Genomic DNA, 18,274 nt, shown 5'->3' with positions numbered 1-18,274 from the left:
TCCTTCGTGGTTCGTTTCTCAAATTATCCCAAAGTTAAAACACTTTGTTGAAAATTCACCACCAAAGGCAAAAATTCCAACCATTCTGAACCCAATAAAATCTCCGTTAATTCATCACCAGCATAAACAGGAATTTCATACTCTTGATTATCCAAAATTACCTTACCTAAATAAAGATCAAATCGTGATTCTCCCTGTGCAGTGCGTAACTTTTCCTTGGATATAAATGACCAATTTAAACCGTCTAAATCCTGTTTGTTAATAGCCATAAAGCCTGTGAAACCTGTATCAAATAAAGCATCCACAAGCAGATTTAAAGCATCAGCAGTAATTAATTCAACTTCAAAAAATAACCGCCCCCCATCACCAAAATAACCCTCTATCATATTCTCCCAGTTACTCCAGTTTCATTGATGCCAAATACAAAAGGTATCACATTAGGGTGTTTATCCCGTGCTTGTTTACTAGCAACTTCCTTATTCTGATCAATGAAATAATCACCACTATCTGGCTCTATAGCAATATACCAACCATAATGTTCTTTCATCAGATCAGGACGCAAACGCTCAAAAATTGCCCAGCAACGTTGATAAAATAGTTCATCTTCCGCTTTACGTTTAGCTAATTCTTCCGCTGATAAAGTCAGTTCAGGAAAAATTCTGCCTCTTCTTCTTGGTTGTTGTGATGTTAATTGTGTCATATTTTTTTAACTCCATTTTTACTATTATTTTAATATGAGTAGTAGGGGCGAAGCATTCGGGCGATAACCTATTACTAAAACCATTGATTTTCTGTCCGAATGCTTCGCCCTTGCCTAATTTTTCATCAAATTACTTGGATTTCATATCTGCGATCGCTCCTCTAGTCATAGCTGCGATCGCTTTATCAGTCGCTTTGGGTAAGTGATAATATTTACCTCCGGCTGTTTTTTATTATCAGCATTAGAATTTACAGAATTTAAGGCTGTTTTAAGATTAATTTTGAGTACAAATTCAAGTTGTCAATTGATATAACTTTAACTCTTTTCTGGCATCAACATCAAATTTTAAACCTAACTCCATTCCTGGGGTTGTTTCAATCTCATTAATTGACTCACCATTATGCTTAATACTCTCTATTCTAGCTTCTTGACAGTAGGAATCACCCACTAAAAAAAGACTACTTTCAAGGGACAATGAACATTCTTCAATTACTGTTAAAACACAAGCTTGAGGTTTTTTAAACCATTCTGTAATTTTACCAATTTCTTGAGCTTGACTGATTGATTTTTTCCTTTCAATCACCTGATAATTTACTAATTCAGTTAGTGCTTCACATAAACTTTCAACAAAATCACATAATTCTAACAGTGGTTTAAATCCTAACCAATCTTCTATTTTTGTACTATGTGAAGCCTCGTTGCGATAACTAATAAATATATTCAGTTCTTTTTCTAAAGTAGTTTGATTTCCCCTAATCTCCTTTAAAAAATTCTTTATATCTCTATGATTGACTACCCAACTCCAACTATCAAAAATACCAGCATTCGCTAATAATTTCTCCAGACTATTTTTACGTAAATTTTGTTCATGAAAGAGAAAAGCTTCTGGTAATAGTTCATATTTATTTTCACCAGTTTCTCCATTTAATAATCCAAGTATAACTTTTTGTGCAGACAATTCCTTATATCTATTATTATCTTCTCTTAATATTTCTTGTAAAAGTCTTCCTACCCCACTTTGATGGGTTTTGCGAATAGCATTATCTAAGTCTAAATAGTTAGGATATAAATCTGGAAGCAGTATCAGCCAAGATTGAATTAAGTCTTCAACAAAGCTTTCATAAATAGCATATAAACGAGTTACAACAGCACATTGATCATAAACCCGCGAATTATTTTTATCAGGAATATCTTGAAATATATTCATGAGAATTGTTTTTGTTTCTTCTGTATATAGAGAAACGTCTTCAAAATCAATCTCTCGCATTTTTTCATTAGTTTTAATGATGGAACGAATTGTAGAAATATTAGCTTTTACAGCCATAAGCAGATTATGAAACATGGCTTTTTACTCTGCTATGACATGAGACAACATATCATCAAAAAGTCTGATTCTTTCTTGGATATCAGCCTTAGTTTTTCCACCACCAGTAAATAGCTTTGATTTATCTTCACTAAACAAAATTTTAGTTTTCTCAATAACTCTTGGCTTACGTTCGAGTAAAATATTTGAATCTGAATCTGCTAAATGTTTGCTAAAACCAACCATTACAGCATCATAATAATCTTTAAATGCTTTATTTTCCCAAGTATCAGATTGAGTATTAAAAGGCTTGAATAATTTATCTCCATAAATTTGGTGAGCTAGAGTGATAGTTTGGATAAAAATATTTCTCAGAAATTCTATATCATCATCAGAAAATGATACACTTTTCATCATATATAGATTGAGAAATTCTTGCATACCATTACGGAATTTATCTGTATTACGTAATGCAAAAAAACGCAGCACTAATTCTGCATCTTCCATTTTTTTGTAGAGGTTATTTTTTTGAAGTTCTTCTTCATCACTAATAGGAATATTCCAAGCATCTGCAAATATTGGATTAGTTGCTAACTCCAGCAATAATTGATTAAAATGACTATAAAATGAACAATTACGTATTTCCTGACGACTAAGTTTTTCTCCTCCAGTGTTGAGACGTTCAAAAGCAAGCTGCTTTAAAAATAGTGCTTTTTCTGGACTAGATGCCGATTCAGTAATCAAAACCACATAGGATATTGAACGACGATCAATTCCTGCTTTAATATTACCAGGAAGTGTATTATATGTACGTCCATTCAATTCTGGCCAAAGTTTTAATCCTGTTAAATGAAGGCGATTTTCATAAAAATCTTTAAGAGCAGTGATTCTCTGTTGACCATCCATTACTTCATAAACATTATATTTCTTTTCATAAAGAATAATGGGAGGTACAGGAATATTAATTAAAAAAGATTCTATTAGTTGAGATTGTTTTTTATGATCCCATCTATTTCTTCTTTGATAAAAAGGTCTAAGATCCATATAACCGGGTTTTTTTAAAGACTCTACAAAAGCTGGTAACTTTTCCCGGTTCATTTCAGTTAATATTCTTTGTTCACCTTTTTCATATTTATCATTTATTTCTTGATCAGACATAGTGATGTGGTTTGGAGAGGGTGTTTTTTCCCACATCTTTTCTTCAGTTGGAGCTAGAAGTTGCATTTAGTACATTCTCCTTTAATGATGATAAAAATAAATAGACCTATCTACAACTTAGCTTATAAACCTGATCAGTTAAGGGTTAAAACAAAATTTACAGATAGGTCTAATTACTATTTTGCTTTCATATCGGCGATCGCTCCTCTAGTCATAGCTGCGATCGCTTTATCAGTCGCTTTGGGTAAGTGATAATATTTACCTCCTGCTGATTTTGCCAATTCCTTAGCAAAGCCAGTTGATACAAACTTACTCTCCGTATCAATTACCAACAACTGCATCCCTGAAGCCCGAATTCTCCCCGCAATATCTAATAATTCGGCTTTGATATCTGGTTTTTCACCTGGTTCTATGGGTTCACCTAAAGAACGAGCCAGAGGAATATTACCACGTCCATCAGTAATTGCCACTATGACAACTTGACCGATATCGCCACCCATTTGGGCATTTACACCCACACGCACCGCTTGAGTTAAACCATGTGCGAGGGGTGAACCACCACCACAGGGTAATCTTTCTAAACGATTTTTGGCTAAAGCAATGGAACGGGTAGGAGGTAATAAAACTTCCGCTTGTTCTCCTCTAAAAGGTATCAAAGATACTTGATCCCGATTTTGATAGGCTTCTGTTAAAAGCTGCATTACTGCACCCTTAGCAGATTGCATCCGATTTAAAGCCATTGAACCAGAAGCATCAACTACAAACACCACCAACGCGCCGGCTTTTCTCACCAACCGCTTAGAACGGATATCTCCCTGTTCCACAATCACCTTTTTATCAGGTTGTCTAGCCCGGCGTGATTTTTGATACGGGGCTGCGGCTCGTAATGTGGCATCTACGGCTATGCGGCGGGCTTTACCTTTGGGAATCATCGGTTTGATGTAACGTCCCCGGTCATCTGAGAAGATAATACTGCGACTTCCAGATTTACCTTGACGTTGTGCCATTTGCGTAAAATAAAGCACTTCTGGATCAAGAATTACCCCTTCAGGATCAAAGATAAACTCTTCGGGAATATCTGGGGGTTCTTGCTGTTCTTGTTCTTCTTCTTTTTCCTCTTCCTGTTCTTCCTCTTGTTCTTCTTCTGATTCCGACTCGTCTTGATTTTCTGGTGGTGGTGGGGGAGGTGGAGGTGGTTGGTCTGGGGGTGGTGTCTGCACTATCGTGGTTCTGGGAACTATCACCAATTCGACAGCCCGACGTAAATCTTCAGCGTTGACGGTATTGCGTCCTTCTAAGGCTGCTGCGGCTTTGGCTACTCGCACCGCAAACAATTCTGCACGATGTCCTTCTACACCACCGCGAATAGCTTCATTGACGAGGTAAGTAATTTGTTCTTGGGTAATGGTGACTTCTTTTAACCATTCCCGTGCGAGGAGAATTTGGGTTTTGAGTGAGTCTATATCTTCGCTGTATTGTTGGAGAAATTCTGAGGGAGACTTAGAATAGGCGATCGCTTGTTCAACTGCCTGTACTCTTTGATCTATACCCAGAACTCCGTCTGCTGATAATGCGATCGCAATTCTATCAAGTAAATGCTCTCTTAACGCACCTTCTTCCGGGTTATAGGTAGCGATAAACAACGGTTTACAAGGATGTTGAAAACTTATCCCTTCCCGTTCAATTTGGTTACGTCCGTCAGATAATACAGATAACAGTTGATTACTAATTTGGTCATCTAATAAATTGATTTCATCCACATACAGCACACCTCTGTTAGCTGTAGCCAGTAATCCCGGTTGAAAAATGGTATCACCTTGTTTAACCGACTGTTCCACATCCACAGAACCTAAAAGCCGATCTTCCGTAATCCCCAAAGGAATTTGCAAAAAAGGTGCAGGGATAATTTCTGTTTCTATCTCCTGTCTTTCTTCAGCCAAGAGTTTATCATCCCATTCTTCTGGATGGTTGGGGTCACAGTTGCTAACGGAATCTTTAACAACTTCAATTGGTGGTAATAAAGCGTGAATAGCACGCGCCATCACAGATTTAGCCGTACCGCGACGACCTGCAATTACCACACCCCCCAAAACGGGATCAACTGCTGTCAACAGCAAGGCTATCTTAATCGCTTCTTGACCAACTACAGCAGTCAGCGGAAAAGCAGTCATTGTCGGGGTAAGAGTAGGCGCAGGCATTGTTTCCTTAATAGTTATTATGGTTTTAGCATAGCAATTTCTGGCACATTTAGGAGATGTTTTCAAAGTGTATGGTAACTATCGTCGTCTTGATTAACTTCCTGATTTCCTTCGCACTTTTTTATTTAGCTCAACAATTATGGAAAATAAAACATACTTTAGCAGTTGTAACCGCCAGCTTTGACAAATATGAACGCGCTAGTTATGCAGCTTTACACACAGCACCAGAAAATATTTATATAGGTCAACAAAAGATTAATAATTTACGGTTAGATAATCAAATCCTCAAACAGCAAATCCAACAACTGCGGCAAATTCTCAATCTCATTTTATTAGTTAAACAAATTGCTCAAGGATCATTTTGGTTGCCCATATCTAATCTCAAAAATAAAAATCATCCTAAATCGAAAAATCCGGGTAAACTGGGATAGAATCTCCAAAGTCATAAATTATGCTTAAGCGTTCAAAATTCGAGACTACTCAGTCTCAAATCATGCACCGTGCAGAAGAACTAATTAGTGCTGCATCAAATCGCTACCGCATTACAGTACAAGTCGCAAATCGTGCCAAACGGCGACGTTATGAAGACTTTGAAAATAACGAAGATGCAATCATGAAACCCGTACTCAGAGCAATTATCGAAATGTCTGATGAGTTAAATCAGCCCGAAATTATTGGCGAATTATAAAAGTTAAATTAATCACCGTCATATCTGTAATAGGTTTGGCGGTATTCTCAGGTAATGCTAAGTAGATGAACAGAAAAAGTAAAGGTATGTGAAGAAAAGTAAAATCGCCCAAAACTCTCTTCTTCCTGTTCCCTATTCCCTGTTCCCTGTTCCCTTTTTTTGTAATGCTAATGAAACAGCAAAAAATTTTTAATCGGCAATTCTTTACACTATTTATTATTACCTTAATGACGATGGTAATAATTGTTTTGGGAACAGGAAATACTAATTTATTGCATATTTCACCAGCCGTAGCCCAAAGAGTTAGTCCTAGTGATGTATGGCAAAGAGTATACCAGCAAATTCCTGATTTACCTCAAGAAAATCAGTATATTAGTAAATCAACAGGACAAATTGCAGAAAATAATACTTTTGCTAGTCGTCTAATTCGTTATCATATTTATAATAAAGGTAGATCCCCTATTTATCGCCTTGATTGGAAATTGACTTTAGCTGATTACTTGGATGCCAACGAGACTATATATGCTGATGATTATCCAGGTAATGATAGTTTAAAACAAAATCCTTTGGCAAGCGATCGCCTGATCATTAGTAAACTTACCCGTGTTCAAAGAAACAACCTTGTCCAAGTTTTAGTGGATATTTTTAATCCTCCTAAAAACAAGATGTAACTTCAGCAGATATGGCGGATAAAAACTTAGAAGATTTAATTGTCAAAATCGTTAAGAAAGTAATCAAAAAAGAGATCAAAAGCCTCAATCAGGATGATGTACCTCTTGTTATTACTGAATCCCATCCTGTATTAGACAATTGGCAAAATCCAGATCCTACAGAAGCAGTTATTGACGATTTACAGATTAGTCCTTACAGCAGATTACCCAATCAAGAAGATTTAGAACTTGAACGTAAATTACGAGAACTCAAGTTTAAACAAGAATTAAGAAAAGATTGGATTAACTTTCTGGTGAAAGATGTAATTGTCTATTCTGCAACTATGATATTTATTCTGGTACTTGCCGGTTTTTATCTATTTCGTATTAATTAACGATTAGTTCCTATTCTAAAATATTTTTAGAGACGCTCCATAGAACATCTCTACATAATTATCAATTGTCAATTGACAATTGTCAATTGTTGATCCATCCAATTACTTAAATCAGTCATTACTTCCAGATAATTAATATCATAGTGTAAATCATGATAGCCTCCAGGATACTCAATTCTTAACTTATCTGGATAAGTCACATTTTGGTAAAAAATTTCACTTCCTTTTGGTAAAGCGATTCTATCAGCACCACCATGTAAAATTAACAGCGGTAGTTGCCATTTTTCAGCGTGAGTATGAATCCAATCTACTGTAGCAAAGAACTCTGTAGATAACCTAGCAGTAGCGAGAGTATGACGTAATTTATCTTGAGTATAGGTATCTAAAATTTTCTGATCTCGTGAACCTGCGTTAAAATCCAAACCAATATTTAAAGAAAACCTCGGCCATACACTGGAAAGCAACTTACCTAAAATTATACGACTCCGTGGCACTCCTACTTTACCAATGCTGGGTGCAAAAGCAATCACACCTTGCAACGCAGATTTATCTTGGACATAACGGAGAGTATAATCTAATGTAATCACACCTCCCATGCTATGTCCCAATAAAAAAGTTGGGATTCCTGGTTGTTGTTGTTGAATTAATTTGAGGAAAGCTTGCAAATCATCTCGAAATTCAGCCCAGTTATTAATGTAACCTCTTTGACCTGCTGAACGGCCATGACCACGTAAGTCAAAACCATAAATAGCATATCCTTTCGATAACAGATGTTTAACTATAGTTTTGTAAAGTCCGCTGTGTCCTCCAAGTCCATGAACAATAGTTAATATTCCCCTTAACTCACCTTCAGGATTCCAGCTTTGGTAATACAAATCCAGCCCCCCCACACCTGAAAATGTCCCTTCTTGATAAGATGCAATCGTGTCGCTATGGTAAATCATAGAGTTAATTTTTTACGTCTTTAACTAGCAAGCTACTAGCCTATCAACGTATATTGTAGAGAAAATTGCTTCTCACTGTAGGAAGAAATACAGATAATTTCCCAAAAATTATCATGTTCTGAAAATAACCAGCATAGTTGAGGTTGGATCTTGGGAAATTTAAAAAATATATCTGCAAAGATGTGATTTACAGTACAAAATTTTATATCAAAAGGGTTTAATATTAAAAATTTAGCAATTTGGTGATTAGTTATTGCTCATAGCAATACTGAATGCAGCTTCACAAAATTACCATGTTTTGCCTCTTCTTCTATGGCTTGAGCTATGCTATCAGAAGTTAGTTATATATGGGCTGACATGAAATTGCTATCACTCGCTCACAGAAACAACTAATAACTAACAAATTATGAAATTCTCCTTAGCTGCAAATGCTGTTCAAGCCCGTCAGACAAAAGAACGATTTGCTAAACCAGAAGAACAATTATCCTATGAATTGGGTAAAGCCGTACAGGAACTACCACCGCTTTATACAAGATTGTTAGCGGGAACAATTAGTATGATTATATTTGGGGCGATTTCCTGGGCAAATTTTTCGGAAATTGATGAAGTCGCTACAGCACCAGGAGAATTAATTGCTTCCACCCAAGTTAGACCGGTGACAGCTTTGGGTAATGGTTCTATTTTAGCAGTAAAAGTCAAAGAAGGCGATCGCGTCACCAAAGATCAAATCTTAATTGAACGTGATCCCAATTTTCAACAAAGTAATGTTAACCGTCTCGCTAAATCTAGTAAATTAATTGAAGACGACTTACAACGATTACAAGCTGAACGTTCTGGAGGTAAGACTACAGGAACAATTATCCAAGATGAACTTTTAAACTCCCGTTTATTAGACTACAAAGCCAAACAAGCAGCAGCGGAAGCCGAAGCCAAACGTCAAAAATCAACTATTAATCAAGCCAAAGTTCGTTTGAGTCGTTTACAAGAAAATTTAGCGAATGCAAAAATTAGTTTTACTAATGCTCAAAAAAACTTAGAGAATGTAAAAAGCCTGCGTTCTATGTTAGATAATAATTTGGCAATTGCTAAACAACGTGAAGAAAATCTCCGTACCTTAATTCAACCCGGTGCTTTAGCTAGAGTTGATTATCTCGAAGCTCAAGAAAGATTAAATCGTGCCAATACAGATATTATTAGAAGTTCCGATGAAGTTACAAAAACTCAAAATAGTTTAACAGAAGCTCAAGATAGAGTTACATCTTTAGAAAAAGATATTGCTGCTCAATTTCAAGCAGTGAGTCAAGCAGAACAAGCCTATCAAACAGCACTTAATCAAAATATTCGTTTAACCTCAGAACGTCAAAGTGAAATTCTCACCCAAATCAATAGACGTAAAGAAGAATTAGCTAATATTGTTGGTCAATTAGAACAAGCTAAACAACAAAAAGACGGAGAAACTATCAAAGCCCCTGTGGCTGGGACAATTTACAAAATTAAAGCTACCAAAGGTCCAGTACAATCTGGAGAAGAACTACTCTCGATTTTACCAGCAGGAGAAGAAATGCTCCTCGAAGTAAAAGTTCTTAACCGTGATATTGGCTTTATTAATCAGGGAATGAAAGCAAAAGTCAAAATTGCCACTTTTCCTTTTCAAGAATTTGGTGTAGTTGAAGGAGAAGTATTACAAATCAGTCCCAATGCCATAATTGATAAAGATTTAGGTTTAATCTTTCCGACAAGAATTAAGTTAAGTAAACATTCCTTGAACGTGCGCGGACAAGAGGTAGAATTCAATCCAGGTATGGCTGCTAACGCCGAAATTGTCACTCGCAAAAAGTCGGTTTTGACATTCATTATTGAACCAATTACTCGACGATTTAGCGAAGCCTTTTCTGTGAGATAATGGAAAAAGTTATCTAAAAATGACCAAAGACAGGAGTTTTTGTTTGAATACAGTTTTCCTGTCTTTCTTCCTTTGCGTTTTTGCTCCTTAGCGTCTCTGCGCGAAATCAAAACAAAATATGGATAAACAGCATTTACAAAAACTGCTTATTGGTGATTTAACCTGGAAACGAATGTTAAAATCATTACTTTTTATTTACGCCTTTTTTGCGGTTTATGTTTATTTTCGTGCTGACAGCATGATTTTTTTACCTCAACCATCCAGCTATCAAGATAATCAGGATATTCTCAAACTCAAAAATACAGATAATAAAAATATTTCTGCTATTTATTTACCCAATAATCAAGCTAAATATACAATTCTTTATGCTCATGGCAATGCTGAAGATTTGGGATATATTAAACCACATTTAGAAAAAATTCGCAATTTGGGTTTTAGTGTCTTTGCTTATGATTATCGTGGATATGGTACAAGTGAAGGCACACCTACAGAAAAAACTGCTTATCAAGATATTGATACTGCTTACAATTATTTAACTCAAACGTTAAAAATTCCTCCTCAACAAATTATAGTATTTGGGCGTTCCGTTGGTGGTGGTTCAGCCGTAGATTTAGCATCAAGAAAACCTGTTGGTGGGTTAATAGTTGAAAGTAGCTTTACTTCTATTTTTCGGGTAGTTGTTCCTGTGCCACTTTTACCCTTTGATAAATTTACTAATCGCGCAAAAATCAAAAAGGTAAATTCCCCAGTTTTGATCATACATGGTAAAAATGATGAAATTATTCCTTTTACTCATGGAGAAAAATTATTTGCTGCGGTATCTTCTCCCAAACTTTCTTTTTGGGTAGAAAAAGCCAGCCATAATGATTTATCTTTTGTTGCAGGAGAAAAGTATGGAGAGATGTTAAAAAAGTTTGCTGATTTGGTTGAGAAAAATCACCGTAGGGGCAAACCCCCTGTGGTTGCCCCAAATAACGGGTAGGCACGGGGGCGCTACCCCTACATTAAATAAATGACGTAGGAGCAAACCCCCCTGTGGTTGCCCCAAATAACGGGGTAGGCACGGGGGCGCTACCCTTACATTAAATCCAAATTCCGTGGAATCCGTAAGGTATACGTTGGGGGATAATTACCCGTGCTATGGGTTCATTAGTCATGTCTTGGGCGTTAATAACTACAAGTTCTGATGTTTGGGAATTTTCATCATGAACAAATGTTACTAACCATCCTTCGTCTTCTACTGTGGAATTAGGACATGGTGCAAATACTGCTTCTCCACCATAGCGATTTTTACCAAATTCATGGATGTGAGATTTACCATTTTCAAAGTCGTATTTGATAACACCATCAAATAAAGGATTTTGACTATGTGCCATTTTTCCTACATAGCCAAATTGGGTTTTTCTCCCTAACAGATTTTCGTTGATACGGGGAAATTCTCCCGGTATATCATCTAGTTTTTCTTCTGTGACTGCACCTGTAGAAAGGTTAAAATGCCAACGGTGGAGAAGAGGAATATCTCCTTTTTCGTCACGGTATGTATCTTCAGAAACAAGAACATTACTAGAATTCATGCGACAAGCGATAAGTACCACTTCGTCTCCTGCTTCATAAGCGTTGAGGGTGTGGAAGACGTAACAAGAGGGACTTTCAAACCAGCGAATATTGCTGTTGTCACCATGACGAGGCATTATACCAAACCGACTGGGGCGATCGCTCTCAAACATCATCATTGGTTCTCCCCGTTGCATTCGTTCCACACTAAATGTCAGGGGTAAATCCATAAAAATGGTATAATTTTCTGTGATGGCGAAATCGTGCATCATCACCGCCATGGGGATGTCAATGGGTACTGTTCGCAATAATTCACCTTGGGCAGAAACTATGCCATATTGTAGATAAGGTGGTTCAAAACCGTAACCGAAAAACATCATTTCCCCTGTGACTGGATCTACCTTGGGGTGGGCAGTAAAGGCGGAAACTAGTTTATTATTATAGGTGTGTTCCCCAATAGTGGCTAAATCAGGAACGCTGATTTGATGGGGCGCACCTCCCTCCCATAAAGCCAAAAGTTGTTGATTATGCCATGCTAGGGCTGTATTAGCGGTATTTTTGCCAGATCCGTGGGGGTTATCTATTTGCGGTGGTTCTAAAAGTCCACTCCACACAGCTTTACCCACTTCATGTTCAATGTTCCATCCTTTCGTTCTGATGTAGCGATTACAATAAGTAGCTTTACCGTTCTTAATTTCTACTCCATGTAACATTCCATCACCATCAAACCAGTGATATTGGCCAATGGGTTGCCATTGCGGGTTAGGACCATTCCGAATAAACATCCCTGATAATTTTGGGGGTAGTTCTCCGATTACTTCTAGGGTGTCAGTGGTGATTTCAGTATTTATGGGGGCAAAGTTGCCTTCTAAATAGGGATTTATGACTGTTGATGCTATGGTCATAGTCAGTGAGTTAGATAGCGACACTTTACTTAATATAATAAGCGATCGCTATTTGTGCTATAAGAGACAGTAAAATTCTGATTTTTCCTTTTTTTTATGATCATAATTATGTAATAATTAATTTAATCAAATTCAAAATAATCTATTTATCATAAATCTAAACAATGCAAGTAGAATCACAAGTATCTAATATTGATAATAATATTTTTACTGATTTCGGTGGGGTAATGATTCCTCAATCACCTGCTGGATTTAAATCAGGTTTTATCGGCATTATCGGCCGTCCTAATGTGGGTAAATCCACTTTAATGAATGAATTAGTTGGGCAAAAAATCGCCATTACTTCCCCCGTCTCCCAAACTACTCGCAATCGGTTAAAGGGGATTTTAACCACAGAAACAGCCCAGTTAATTTTTGTGGATACACCAGGTATTCACAAACCTCATCATCAATTAGGGGAAGTGCTGGTAAAAAATGCGAAAATTGCCATTGAATCAGTAGATGTGATATTATTTGTAGTTGATGGTACAGTAGCTTGTGGTCCAGGCGATCGCTATGTTGCCGAACTACTAATTAATAGTCAAACACCTGTAATTCTGGGAATTAACAAAATTGATGAACAACCAGAAGATGCTCAAAAAATAGATGAAAGTTACATCCAATTAGCTAATAGCTATAATTGGCAAAGTGTAAAATTTTCCGCTAAAACTGGCGCGGAATTATTACAACTACAAGATTTATTAATTAGTCATCTCGAACCAGGACCATTTTATTATCCACCCGATTTAGTTACAGATCAACCAGAACGGTTTATCATGGGTGAATTAATTCGAGAACAGATATTATTATTAACTCGTCAAGAAGTTCCCCATTCCGTAGCGATCGCCATTGATTTAGTCGAAGAAACCCCAAAAATTACCCGCGTCCTTGCTACTATCCATGTTGAAAGAGATTCTCAAAAAGGAATCCTCATTGGTAAAGGGGGAACAATGCTCAAAGCTGTGGGTAGTGCAGCCAGAGAACAAATTCAAAAGCTAATTGCTGGGAAAGTTTATCTAGAATTATTTGTCAAAGTACAACCTAAATGGCGACATTCACGAGTGCGGTTAGCCGAATTAGGTTATCGTGTCGAGGAATAGGTGATTAACAATGGACAATTAACAATGGACAATTGACAATTGTGTTAATTGATAAACTGTAGATTTTATTGTAATATCGTTGCGTCCGACTTTTTTGAAAGTCAGCACCAAGGCAATTATGATTAAATCTTGGATGATAATTGGCAGTATAACATTTTTAGTAGCCTTCGCTGGTAACTGGATTACACCTAACCAGAATCAATGGTTTCGGCATTTAAAAAGACCTAAATGGTTAACCTTTGAATCAGCAATTCCCCTGATTTGGACTATAATATTTATCTGTGGTGCTTGGTCAGCTTACATCATTTGGGAACACAGCCCAAACACCGAAATAACTCGTTTAATGATGGGTTTGTACCTACTACTAGAGATATTTACTATAGCTTACACCCCTGTAATGTTACGTCTTCGTAGTCTCATTGTAGGGACAATCCTTGGTGGTACAGGCTTACTCATTTGTATTTTAATTACACTAGCCGTTTTATCAGTATCATCCTGGGCAGCATTACTATTATTGCCCTATTTACTGTGGAGTCCCATAGGTACATATACCACATGGCAAATGAGTCGTCTTAATCCTCAAGATGCTTAAACAATATACTTTTTCTTCTTGTAGAGACGTTGCATGGAACGTCTCTACATTTTTTTGTTTTGCTTAAACCTCATAAAACAGAAGATTTATTTTCTGTTGTCTGAATGAAAGTTTGAAAATCTCCATTTGGTGTCCATTGAATAGCACCATCTTTCCCAGTAAAGAAAAGTTTTGTTTGCCCTTTACTCAAAGAAGATAAAGTTTTACTATCTAGATTACTCCCAGGAGCGATCGCTATTTGTGGTTTTAGTGCTAAAACTAAATCTTGTAAAGATTCTGATGGACACCATAACACCTGGGGAGAAGATAAATCTCCAGTTTTAATCAATTCAGCAATTTGTTGAGATTTAATATTACCTACTAATAACCAACTTTGATTGAAAATTTGTAATTTTAAAATCGGTACTTGGTCATTAATTAATTGTGCCATAATTGTGGGAGTATTGATAAGTTGTCCCAGTGGCAAATTTTGATAGATTCCTTGGTGTTTTTGGAGTTGCTGTTGCAGGATCTGCGTTTCAATATTATTTTCTAAATTGGCAGTATATTCATACAAATTCTTAATTGGTAAACTTTGCATAATTTCCAACCAAGCATCATGAGTATAACCGGGAAACTTACTTGCGATCGCCCAATTAATTTGATTTATTCCTTGTTGTCTTAAAAATGGTAAAATCGTAAATCTGCCTGTGCCTTCATTCCCACTATTAATTACTGTAGTCTTCCCCCGATCTTGAATTACTAAAACAGGTTCTGTTCTCGTTTCTAATAAAGTGATTCTTACCAAATTATTTGCAGAATGCCAAACGGGAACAATTACCAAACCAACTGCAATTAAACCCGCAAACCACCAACGTTTTTGCCACCATTTAACTAACCAAACTAAAATAATCAAAAAATAGATAGTCAACATTTGCCAAGTTGAGATACTACCAACTGCTACCAAACTTCCTGGTAAATTAGCAAAAAATTCCACAAGTTGAATTAACCAATGGGTAGGATAATATAAAAAACTGGCTAAAGTGCTACCTAAATCGGGTGAAATTAAACTTACCAAACCGCTAATCATTCCCCCAATACTAACAATAGAAATAAATGGTGTTGTCAGAATATTTAGAGGCACACTATAAATAGGAATGACACTAGAAAATTCCAGCAATCGGGGTAAAGTCCAAATTGTCGCTGCTAAAGGTACAGAAATTAAAGAAGCGATCGCCGGTGGTAGCCAATCTAAACGTTGAGTAATGGGTGATGCAGTGACAATTAACCCCAACGTTGCTAAAAAACTCAGTTGAAAGCCTAAATCCCAAATCCACAGAGGATTAAACAATAATAATAATGTTGCTGCTATTAATAAAGATCCCAATTGCTTCACATTTCGTTCCAAAGCCAAACCCACCAAAGCCGCAAAGCCCATAATTACGGCTCTTAATACCGCAGGTTGAAAACCTGATAAAAACAAAAAAGTAATTAATCCTAAGCCACCAAGAGTAATCTGCGTGGCTTTATTAGCACGCTTGGTTAGCTGTAAAATTACACCCAAAATTAGAGAAGTTTGAAATCCAGATGCAGCTAAAGCATGAGCCAAACCAGCTTTGACAAATAAATCGCGGATATCATAAGGTAAATCAACAGCCTTACCACCTAAAACCATGGCACTGACAAGAGGCCCTTCAGGAACACCCAATGAACTAGCTTGCGATCGCCCAATTTTCTCACGAACTTGCCACCATCCCCAAGGACGTTCATCATCCAAAATATTAATCTGTCTACCAATTAAACCTGCAAAAGTCTCCTCCTGTCGCAGATATTTCTGAAAATCAAAACCACCAGGATTGGAAGCTGCTGTTGGTTTATACAAAAATCCCGTCACCGCAATTTGTTGTCCAGGATATAAACCAGTAGATTGTAGTATCGGTACAGTTACATATAACCTACCCGTCACTCCTTTAGAAATCCCCGCAGGACCTTGATTATTTTTCACCTCATCTAACTGAGTTGCTGCTAACCAAAATTGTCCTCTTTGACTACGAGTTACGCGGGGATTACTATCCACCAACCCACGCACAATCACCAATTGTTCAAAATTACTATTATCACCAGCAGCAAACTGACTAATATCTTTTATTCCCGGTTGAGGTACACGCAATTGCAAATAAACAGTAGCCAACAAACCCACCAACCCAGCAATTAACCATATTCTAGGATGGGGAGTACCCGTCCAGTTATTCACAGCAGCCTTAGTTTTGCCAACAGCACCTTCTTTTTTAAGAGCAAATTTTCGCAGCTTATTATATATTCGCCGAAAGAAAACCGCCCCAACTACACCCAATAGTAAAATCCATACACCACCCCAAGGAATTGCCGTAAACAGCAAACCCAAAATATAACTAAGACAGATAATTATTCCACTTGTCTGCATCATAAAAATTTAATTGCCAAAGCACCCAGTTCAGAGAATACCGTATAAATATTTAACTTGCTTGGGAAAGATATAATTCATCCTTGGTAGCTTTGGCAATCACAACATCACAAAGAAATACCCAAATTCAACCCTAAAACAGCATGAACAAACATAATCAAAAGTGCTGTGCTTCCTAAATAAGCATGAACCGCACGTAATCCAGCCTTATCCCCAAAAAATCCACTCAGAGAAATTACACCATTAATTAATAACAGTATCAACACCAGTGAACCAGTCCAAAAATGTGGACTTTCAAACAGTGGTTTTTGCTGCATCACCAACGACAAAACCCCACCAGTATAGCCACCTGCCAAGAACACAAACAACCAAGGAGCTAATTGACGATGGGCGTTACGGCTTTGAATTGCTGCATCCTTATTCTTCCCCTCCAGCAACTTTCCGCGCCAACCCGTCACCCCCACAAAAGTCCCTACCACAAAAATCACAATCCCCATCATCACTGGATGTCCCCAATGCACAACCACTTCAGGAACACCCAACGAACGAAACCAAGCCGCAATCGGTTCTAAAGCTGCACTTATATTTATCATTCAACACACACCACTATTTTTAACATCAACTTCCGCATCCCACAGGGCAGGGGGGGATTAAAAAATTTGGCATTGCTGATAGCCTGCGTGGCGAAGCCATATTGAGGTATGAAAATCAAAAATTCCATGTCTCAAACTCTTACCTTTGCGCCTTTGCGCCTTTGCGTGAGCTTATTCATACTCCAATTAGGCAACGCCAAAAATTTTAGCTTACGGTATCTCTCAGCAACGGAAAACCTAACTTTTCCCTTTGTTCAACATATAAATGAGCTACTTTCCTAGCCAAATGCCGAATCCTAGTAATGTAACGAGTCCGTTCCGTCACTGAAATTACTCCTCTAGCATCAAGCAAATTGAAAGCATGGGAACACTTAATTACATAGTCCAAGCTAGGTAAAACCAATCCTCGCTCCGTTAATTGAGTAGCTTCCTGCTCATATAAACTAAACAGCGTTAGCAACATCTCAGGATTCGACGCTTCAAAGTTATAAGTACACTGCTCAATCTCACCCTGAAGATGAACATCACCATAAGTAAGGTTATCCGTCCACTGAATCTTAGTAATTGCCTCCACTTGCTGAAGATACATCACCAATCTCTCTAAACCATAAGTAATCTCAATGGACACAGGACGGCAATCAATTCCTCCACATTGTTGGAAATATGTAAATTGAGTAATTTCCATCCCATCTAACCAAACTTCCCAACCCGTACCCCAAGCCCCCACAGTCGCATCTTCCCAGTTATCTTCCACAAAACGAATATCGTGGTCTTCAGGACAAATCCCTAACGCCCGTAAAGAATCAAGATAAATTTCCTGAATATTATCCGGTGACGGCTTAATCAACACTTGGTATTGATAGTAATGCTGAAACCTATTCGGATTTTCGCCGTAACGACCATCTGTAGGACGACGACAAGGTTCAACATAAGCTACAGCCCAAGGTTCAGGACCCAAAGCCCTTAAAAAAGTATGGGGGTTCTTCGTACCCGCGCCCTTCTCCATATCATAGGGCTGGGCAATCAAACAGCCACGCTGTCCCCAAAACTGATGCAATATCGTTATTACTGACTGAAAATTCACTATCTACTCTTCCTTGAGTCAACAATGCCTAACCCATTGTGGACTA

Annotated in this window: 19 protein-coding genes; 9 read left to right on the top strand and 10 right to left on the bottom strand. The window is 37.4% G+C overall.

What is annotated here, in order from left to right:
- Window positions 1–23: 23 nt before the first annotated feature.
- Window positions 24–386 carry an aspartyl protease gene (locus FJR38_RS21620; RefSeq protein ID WP_168539353.1) on the bottom strand — a complete coding sequence of 121 codons (363 nt, stop codon included), beginning with the start codon at window positions 384–386 and terminating at the stop codon, window positions 24–26.
- Window positions 383–700, bottom strand: coding sequence for a hypothetical protein (locus FJR38_RS21615; protein ID WP_168539351.1), 318 nt, complete (start codon window positions 698–700; stop codon window positions 383–385). Before FJR38_RS21615 ends, FJR38_RS21620 begins: the two co-directional genes overlap by 4 nt.
- Window positions 701–783: 83 nt before the next feature.
- Between FJR38_RS21615 and FJR38_RS29115 the strand changes: the two genes are divergently transcribed.
- Window positions 784–906, top strand: coding sequence for a hypothetical protein (locus FJR38_RS29115; RefSeq protein WP_256366935.1), 123 nt, complete (start codon window positions 784–786; stop codon window positions 904–906).
- Between the two features lie 86 nt (window positions 907–992).
- Here FJR38_RS29115 and FJR38_RS21610 read toward each other — a convergent pair whose 3' ends face one another.
- From FJR38_RS21610 to bchD, 3 genes are all read right to left on the bottom strand, one after another.
- The gene (locus FJR38_RS21610) at window positions 993–2,042 is read right to left on the bottom strand and encodes an MAE_28990/MAE_18760 family HEPN-like nuclease (RefSeq protein WP_168539349.1); all 1,050 of its coding nucleotides are present in this window, start codon (window positions 2,040–2,042) and stop codon (window positions 993–995) included.
- Between the two features lie 6 nt (window positions 2,043–2,048).
- Window positions 2,049–3,227: a DUF262 domain-containing protein gene (locus tag FJR38_RS21605; protein ID WP_168539347.1), complete on the bottom strand. Its 1,179-nt coding sequence runs from the start codon at window positions 3,225–3,227 to the stop codon at window positions 2,049–2,051.
- 110 nt (window positions 3,228–3,337) lie between these two features.
- Window positions 3,338–5,359: a magnesium chelatase ATPase subunit D gene (bchD, locus tag FJR38_RS21600; protein WP_168539345.1), complete on the bottom strand. Its 2,022-nt coding sequence runs from the start codon at window positions 5,357–5,359 to the stop codon at window positions 3,338–3,340.
- 71 nt (window positions 5,360–5,430) lie between these two features.
- On the opposite strand from bchD, the gene FJR38_RS21595 reads away from it, so the two are divergent.
- From FJR38_RS21595 to FJR38_RS27605, 4 genes are all read left to right on the top strand, one after another.
- Window positions 5,431–5,790 carry a hypothetical protein gene (locus tag FJR38_RS21595; RefSeq protein ID WP_168492863.1) on the top strand — a complete coding sequence of 120 codons (360 nt, stop codon included), beginning with the start codon at window positions 5,431–5,433 and terminating at the stop codon, window positions 5,788–5,790.
- Window positions 5,791–5,810: 20 nt separating this feature from the next.
- Window positions 5,811–6,047, top strand: coding sequence for a DNA-directed RNA polymerase subunit omega (locus FJR38_RS21590; RefSeq protein WP_104389471.1), 237 nt, complete (start codon window positions 5,811–5,813; stop codon window positions 6,045–6,047).
- A 227-nt stretch (window positions 6,048–6,274) separates the two neighbouring features.
- Window positions 6,275–6,718, top strand: coding sequence for a hypothetical protein (locus FJR38_RS21585; protein ID WP_254449535.1), 444 nt, complete (start codon window positions 6,275–6,277; stop codon window positions 6,716–6,718).
- A gap of 11 nt (window positions 6,719–6,729) precedes the next feature.
- Entirely contained in the window at window positions 6,730–7,092 is a 363-nt protein-coding gene (locus tag FJR38_RS27605) for a hypothetical protein (protein ID WP_174764088.1), read from the top strand.
- Between the two features lie 68 nt (window positions 7,093–7,160).
- On the opposite strand, the gene FJR38_RS21575 is transcribed toward FJR38_RS27605, so the two are convergent.
- A complete protein-coding gene (locus tag FJR38_RS21575; protein WP_168539341.1) occupies window positions 7,161–8,036 on the bottom strand; it encodes an alpha/beta hydrolase in 876 nt (291 codons plus the stop codon).
- A gap of 406 nt (window positions 8,037–8,442) precedes the next feature.
- On the opposite strand from FJR38_RS21575, the gene FJR38_RS21570 reads away from it, so the two are divergent.
- The gene (locus tag FJR38_RS21570; protein ID WP_168539339.1) at window positions 8,443–9,939 is read left to right on the top strand and encodes an HlyD family efflux transporter periplasmic adaptor subunit; all 1,497 of its coding nucleotides are present in this window, start codon (window positions 8,443–8,445) and stop codon (window positions 9,937–9,939) included.
- Between the two features lie 118 nt (window positions 9,940–10,057).
- Complete coding sequence (locus FJR38_RS21565; RefSeq protein WP_168492871.1) at window positions 10,058–10,921, top strand: alpha/beta hydrolase; 864 nt, start codon at window positions 10,058–10,060, stop codon at window positions 10,919–10,921.
- A 100-nt stretch (window positions 10,922–11,021) separates the two neighbouring features.
- On the opposite strand, the gene FJR38_RS21560 is transcribed toward FJR38_RS21565, so the two are convergent.
- Window positions 11,022–12,398 (bottom strand): carotenoid oxygenase family protein, encoded by a 1,377-nt coding sequence (locus FJR38_RS21560; RefSeq protein WP_174764087.1) that lies wholly within the window; start codon window positions 12,396–12,398, stop codon window positions 11,022–11,024.
- Between the two features lie 164 nt (window positions 12,399–12,562).
- Here FJR38_RS21560 and era point away from each other — a divergent pair, with 164 nt between their 5' ends.
- Entirely contained in the window at window positions 12,563–13,537 is a 975-nt protein-coding gene (gene era, locus FJR38_RS21555; RefSeq protein WP_168539337.1) for a GTPase Era, read from the top strand.
- A gap of 118 nt (window positions 13,538–13,655) precedes the next feature.
- Window positions 13,656–14,129, top strand: coding sequence for a TspO/MBR family protein (locus FJR38_RS21550; protein ID WP_168492875.1), 474 nt, complete (start codon window positions 13,656–13,658; stop codon window positions 14,127–14,129).
- A 70-nt stretch (window positions 14,130–14,199) separates the two neighbouring features.
- Here the strand turns inward: FJR38_RS21550 and FJR38_RS21545 are convergent, their stop codons facing one another.
- From FJR38_RS21545 to glyQ, 3 genes are all read right to left on the bottom strand, one after another.
- Window positions 14,200–16,554, bottom strand: a complete 2,355-nt coding sequence (locus FJR38_RS21545; protein WP_168539335.1) for a ComEC/Rec2 family competence protein — start codon at window positions 16,552–16,554, stop codon at window positions 14,200–14,202.
- Window positions 16,555–16,658: 104 nt separating this feature from the next.
- Complete coding sequence (locus FJR38_RS21540; protein WP_168492879.1) at window positions 16,659–17,144, bottom strand: DUF4079 domain-containing protein; 486 nt, start codon at window positions 17,142–17,144, stop codon at window positions 16,659–16,661.
- Window positions 17,145–17,349: 205 nt separating this feature from the next.
- Window positions 17,350–18,228, bottom strand: a complete 879-nt coding sequence (glyQ, locus tag FJR38_RS21535) for a glycine--tRNA ligase subunit alpha (protein ID WP_168492881.1) — start codon at window positions 18,226–18,228, stop codon at window positions 17,350–17,352.
- Between the last annotated feature and the right edge of the window lie 46 nt (window positions 18,229–18,274).

Origin of the sequence: Anabaena sp. UHCC 0253 (assembly GCF_009712085.1) — a bacterium.
In the GTDB taxonomy this organism is placed as follows: Bacteria; Cyanobacteriota; Cyanobacteriia; order Cyanobacteriales; family Nostocaceae; genus Dolichospermum.
This window is presented reverse-complemented; position numbering and strand designations above follow the sequence as displayed.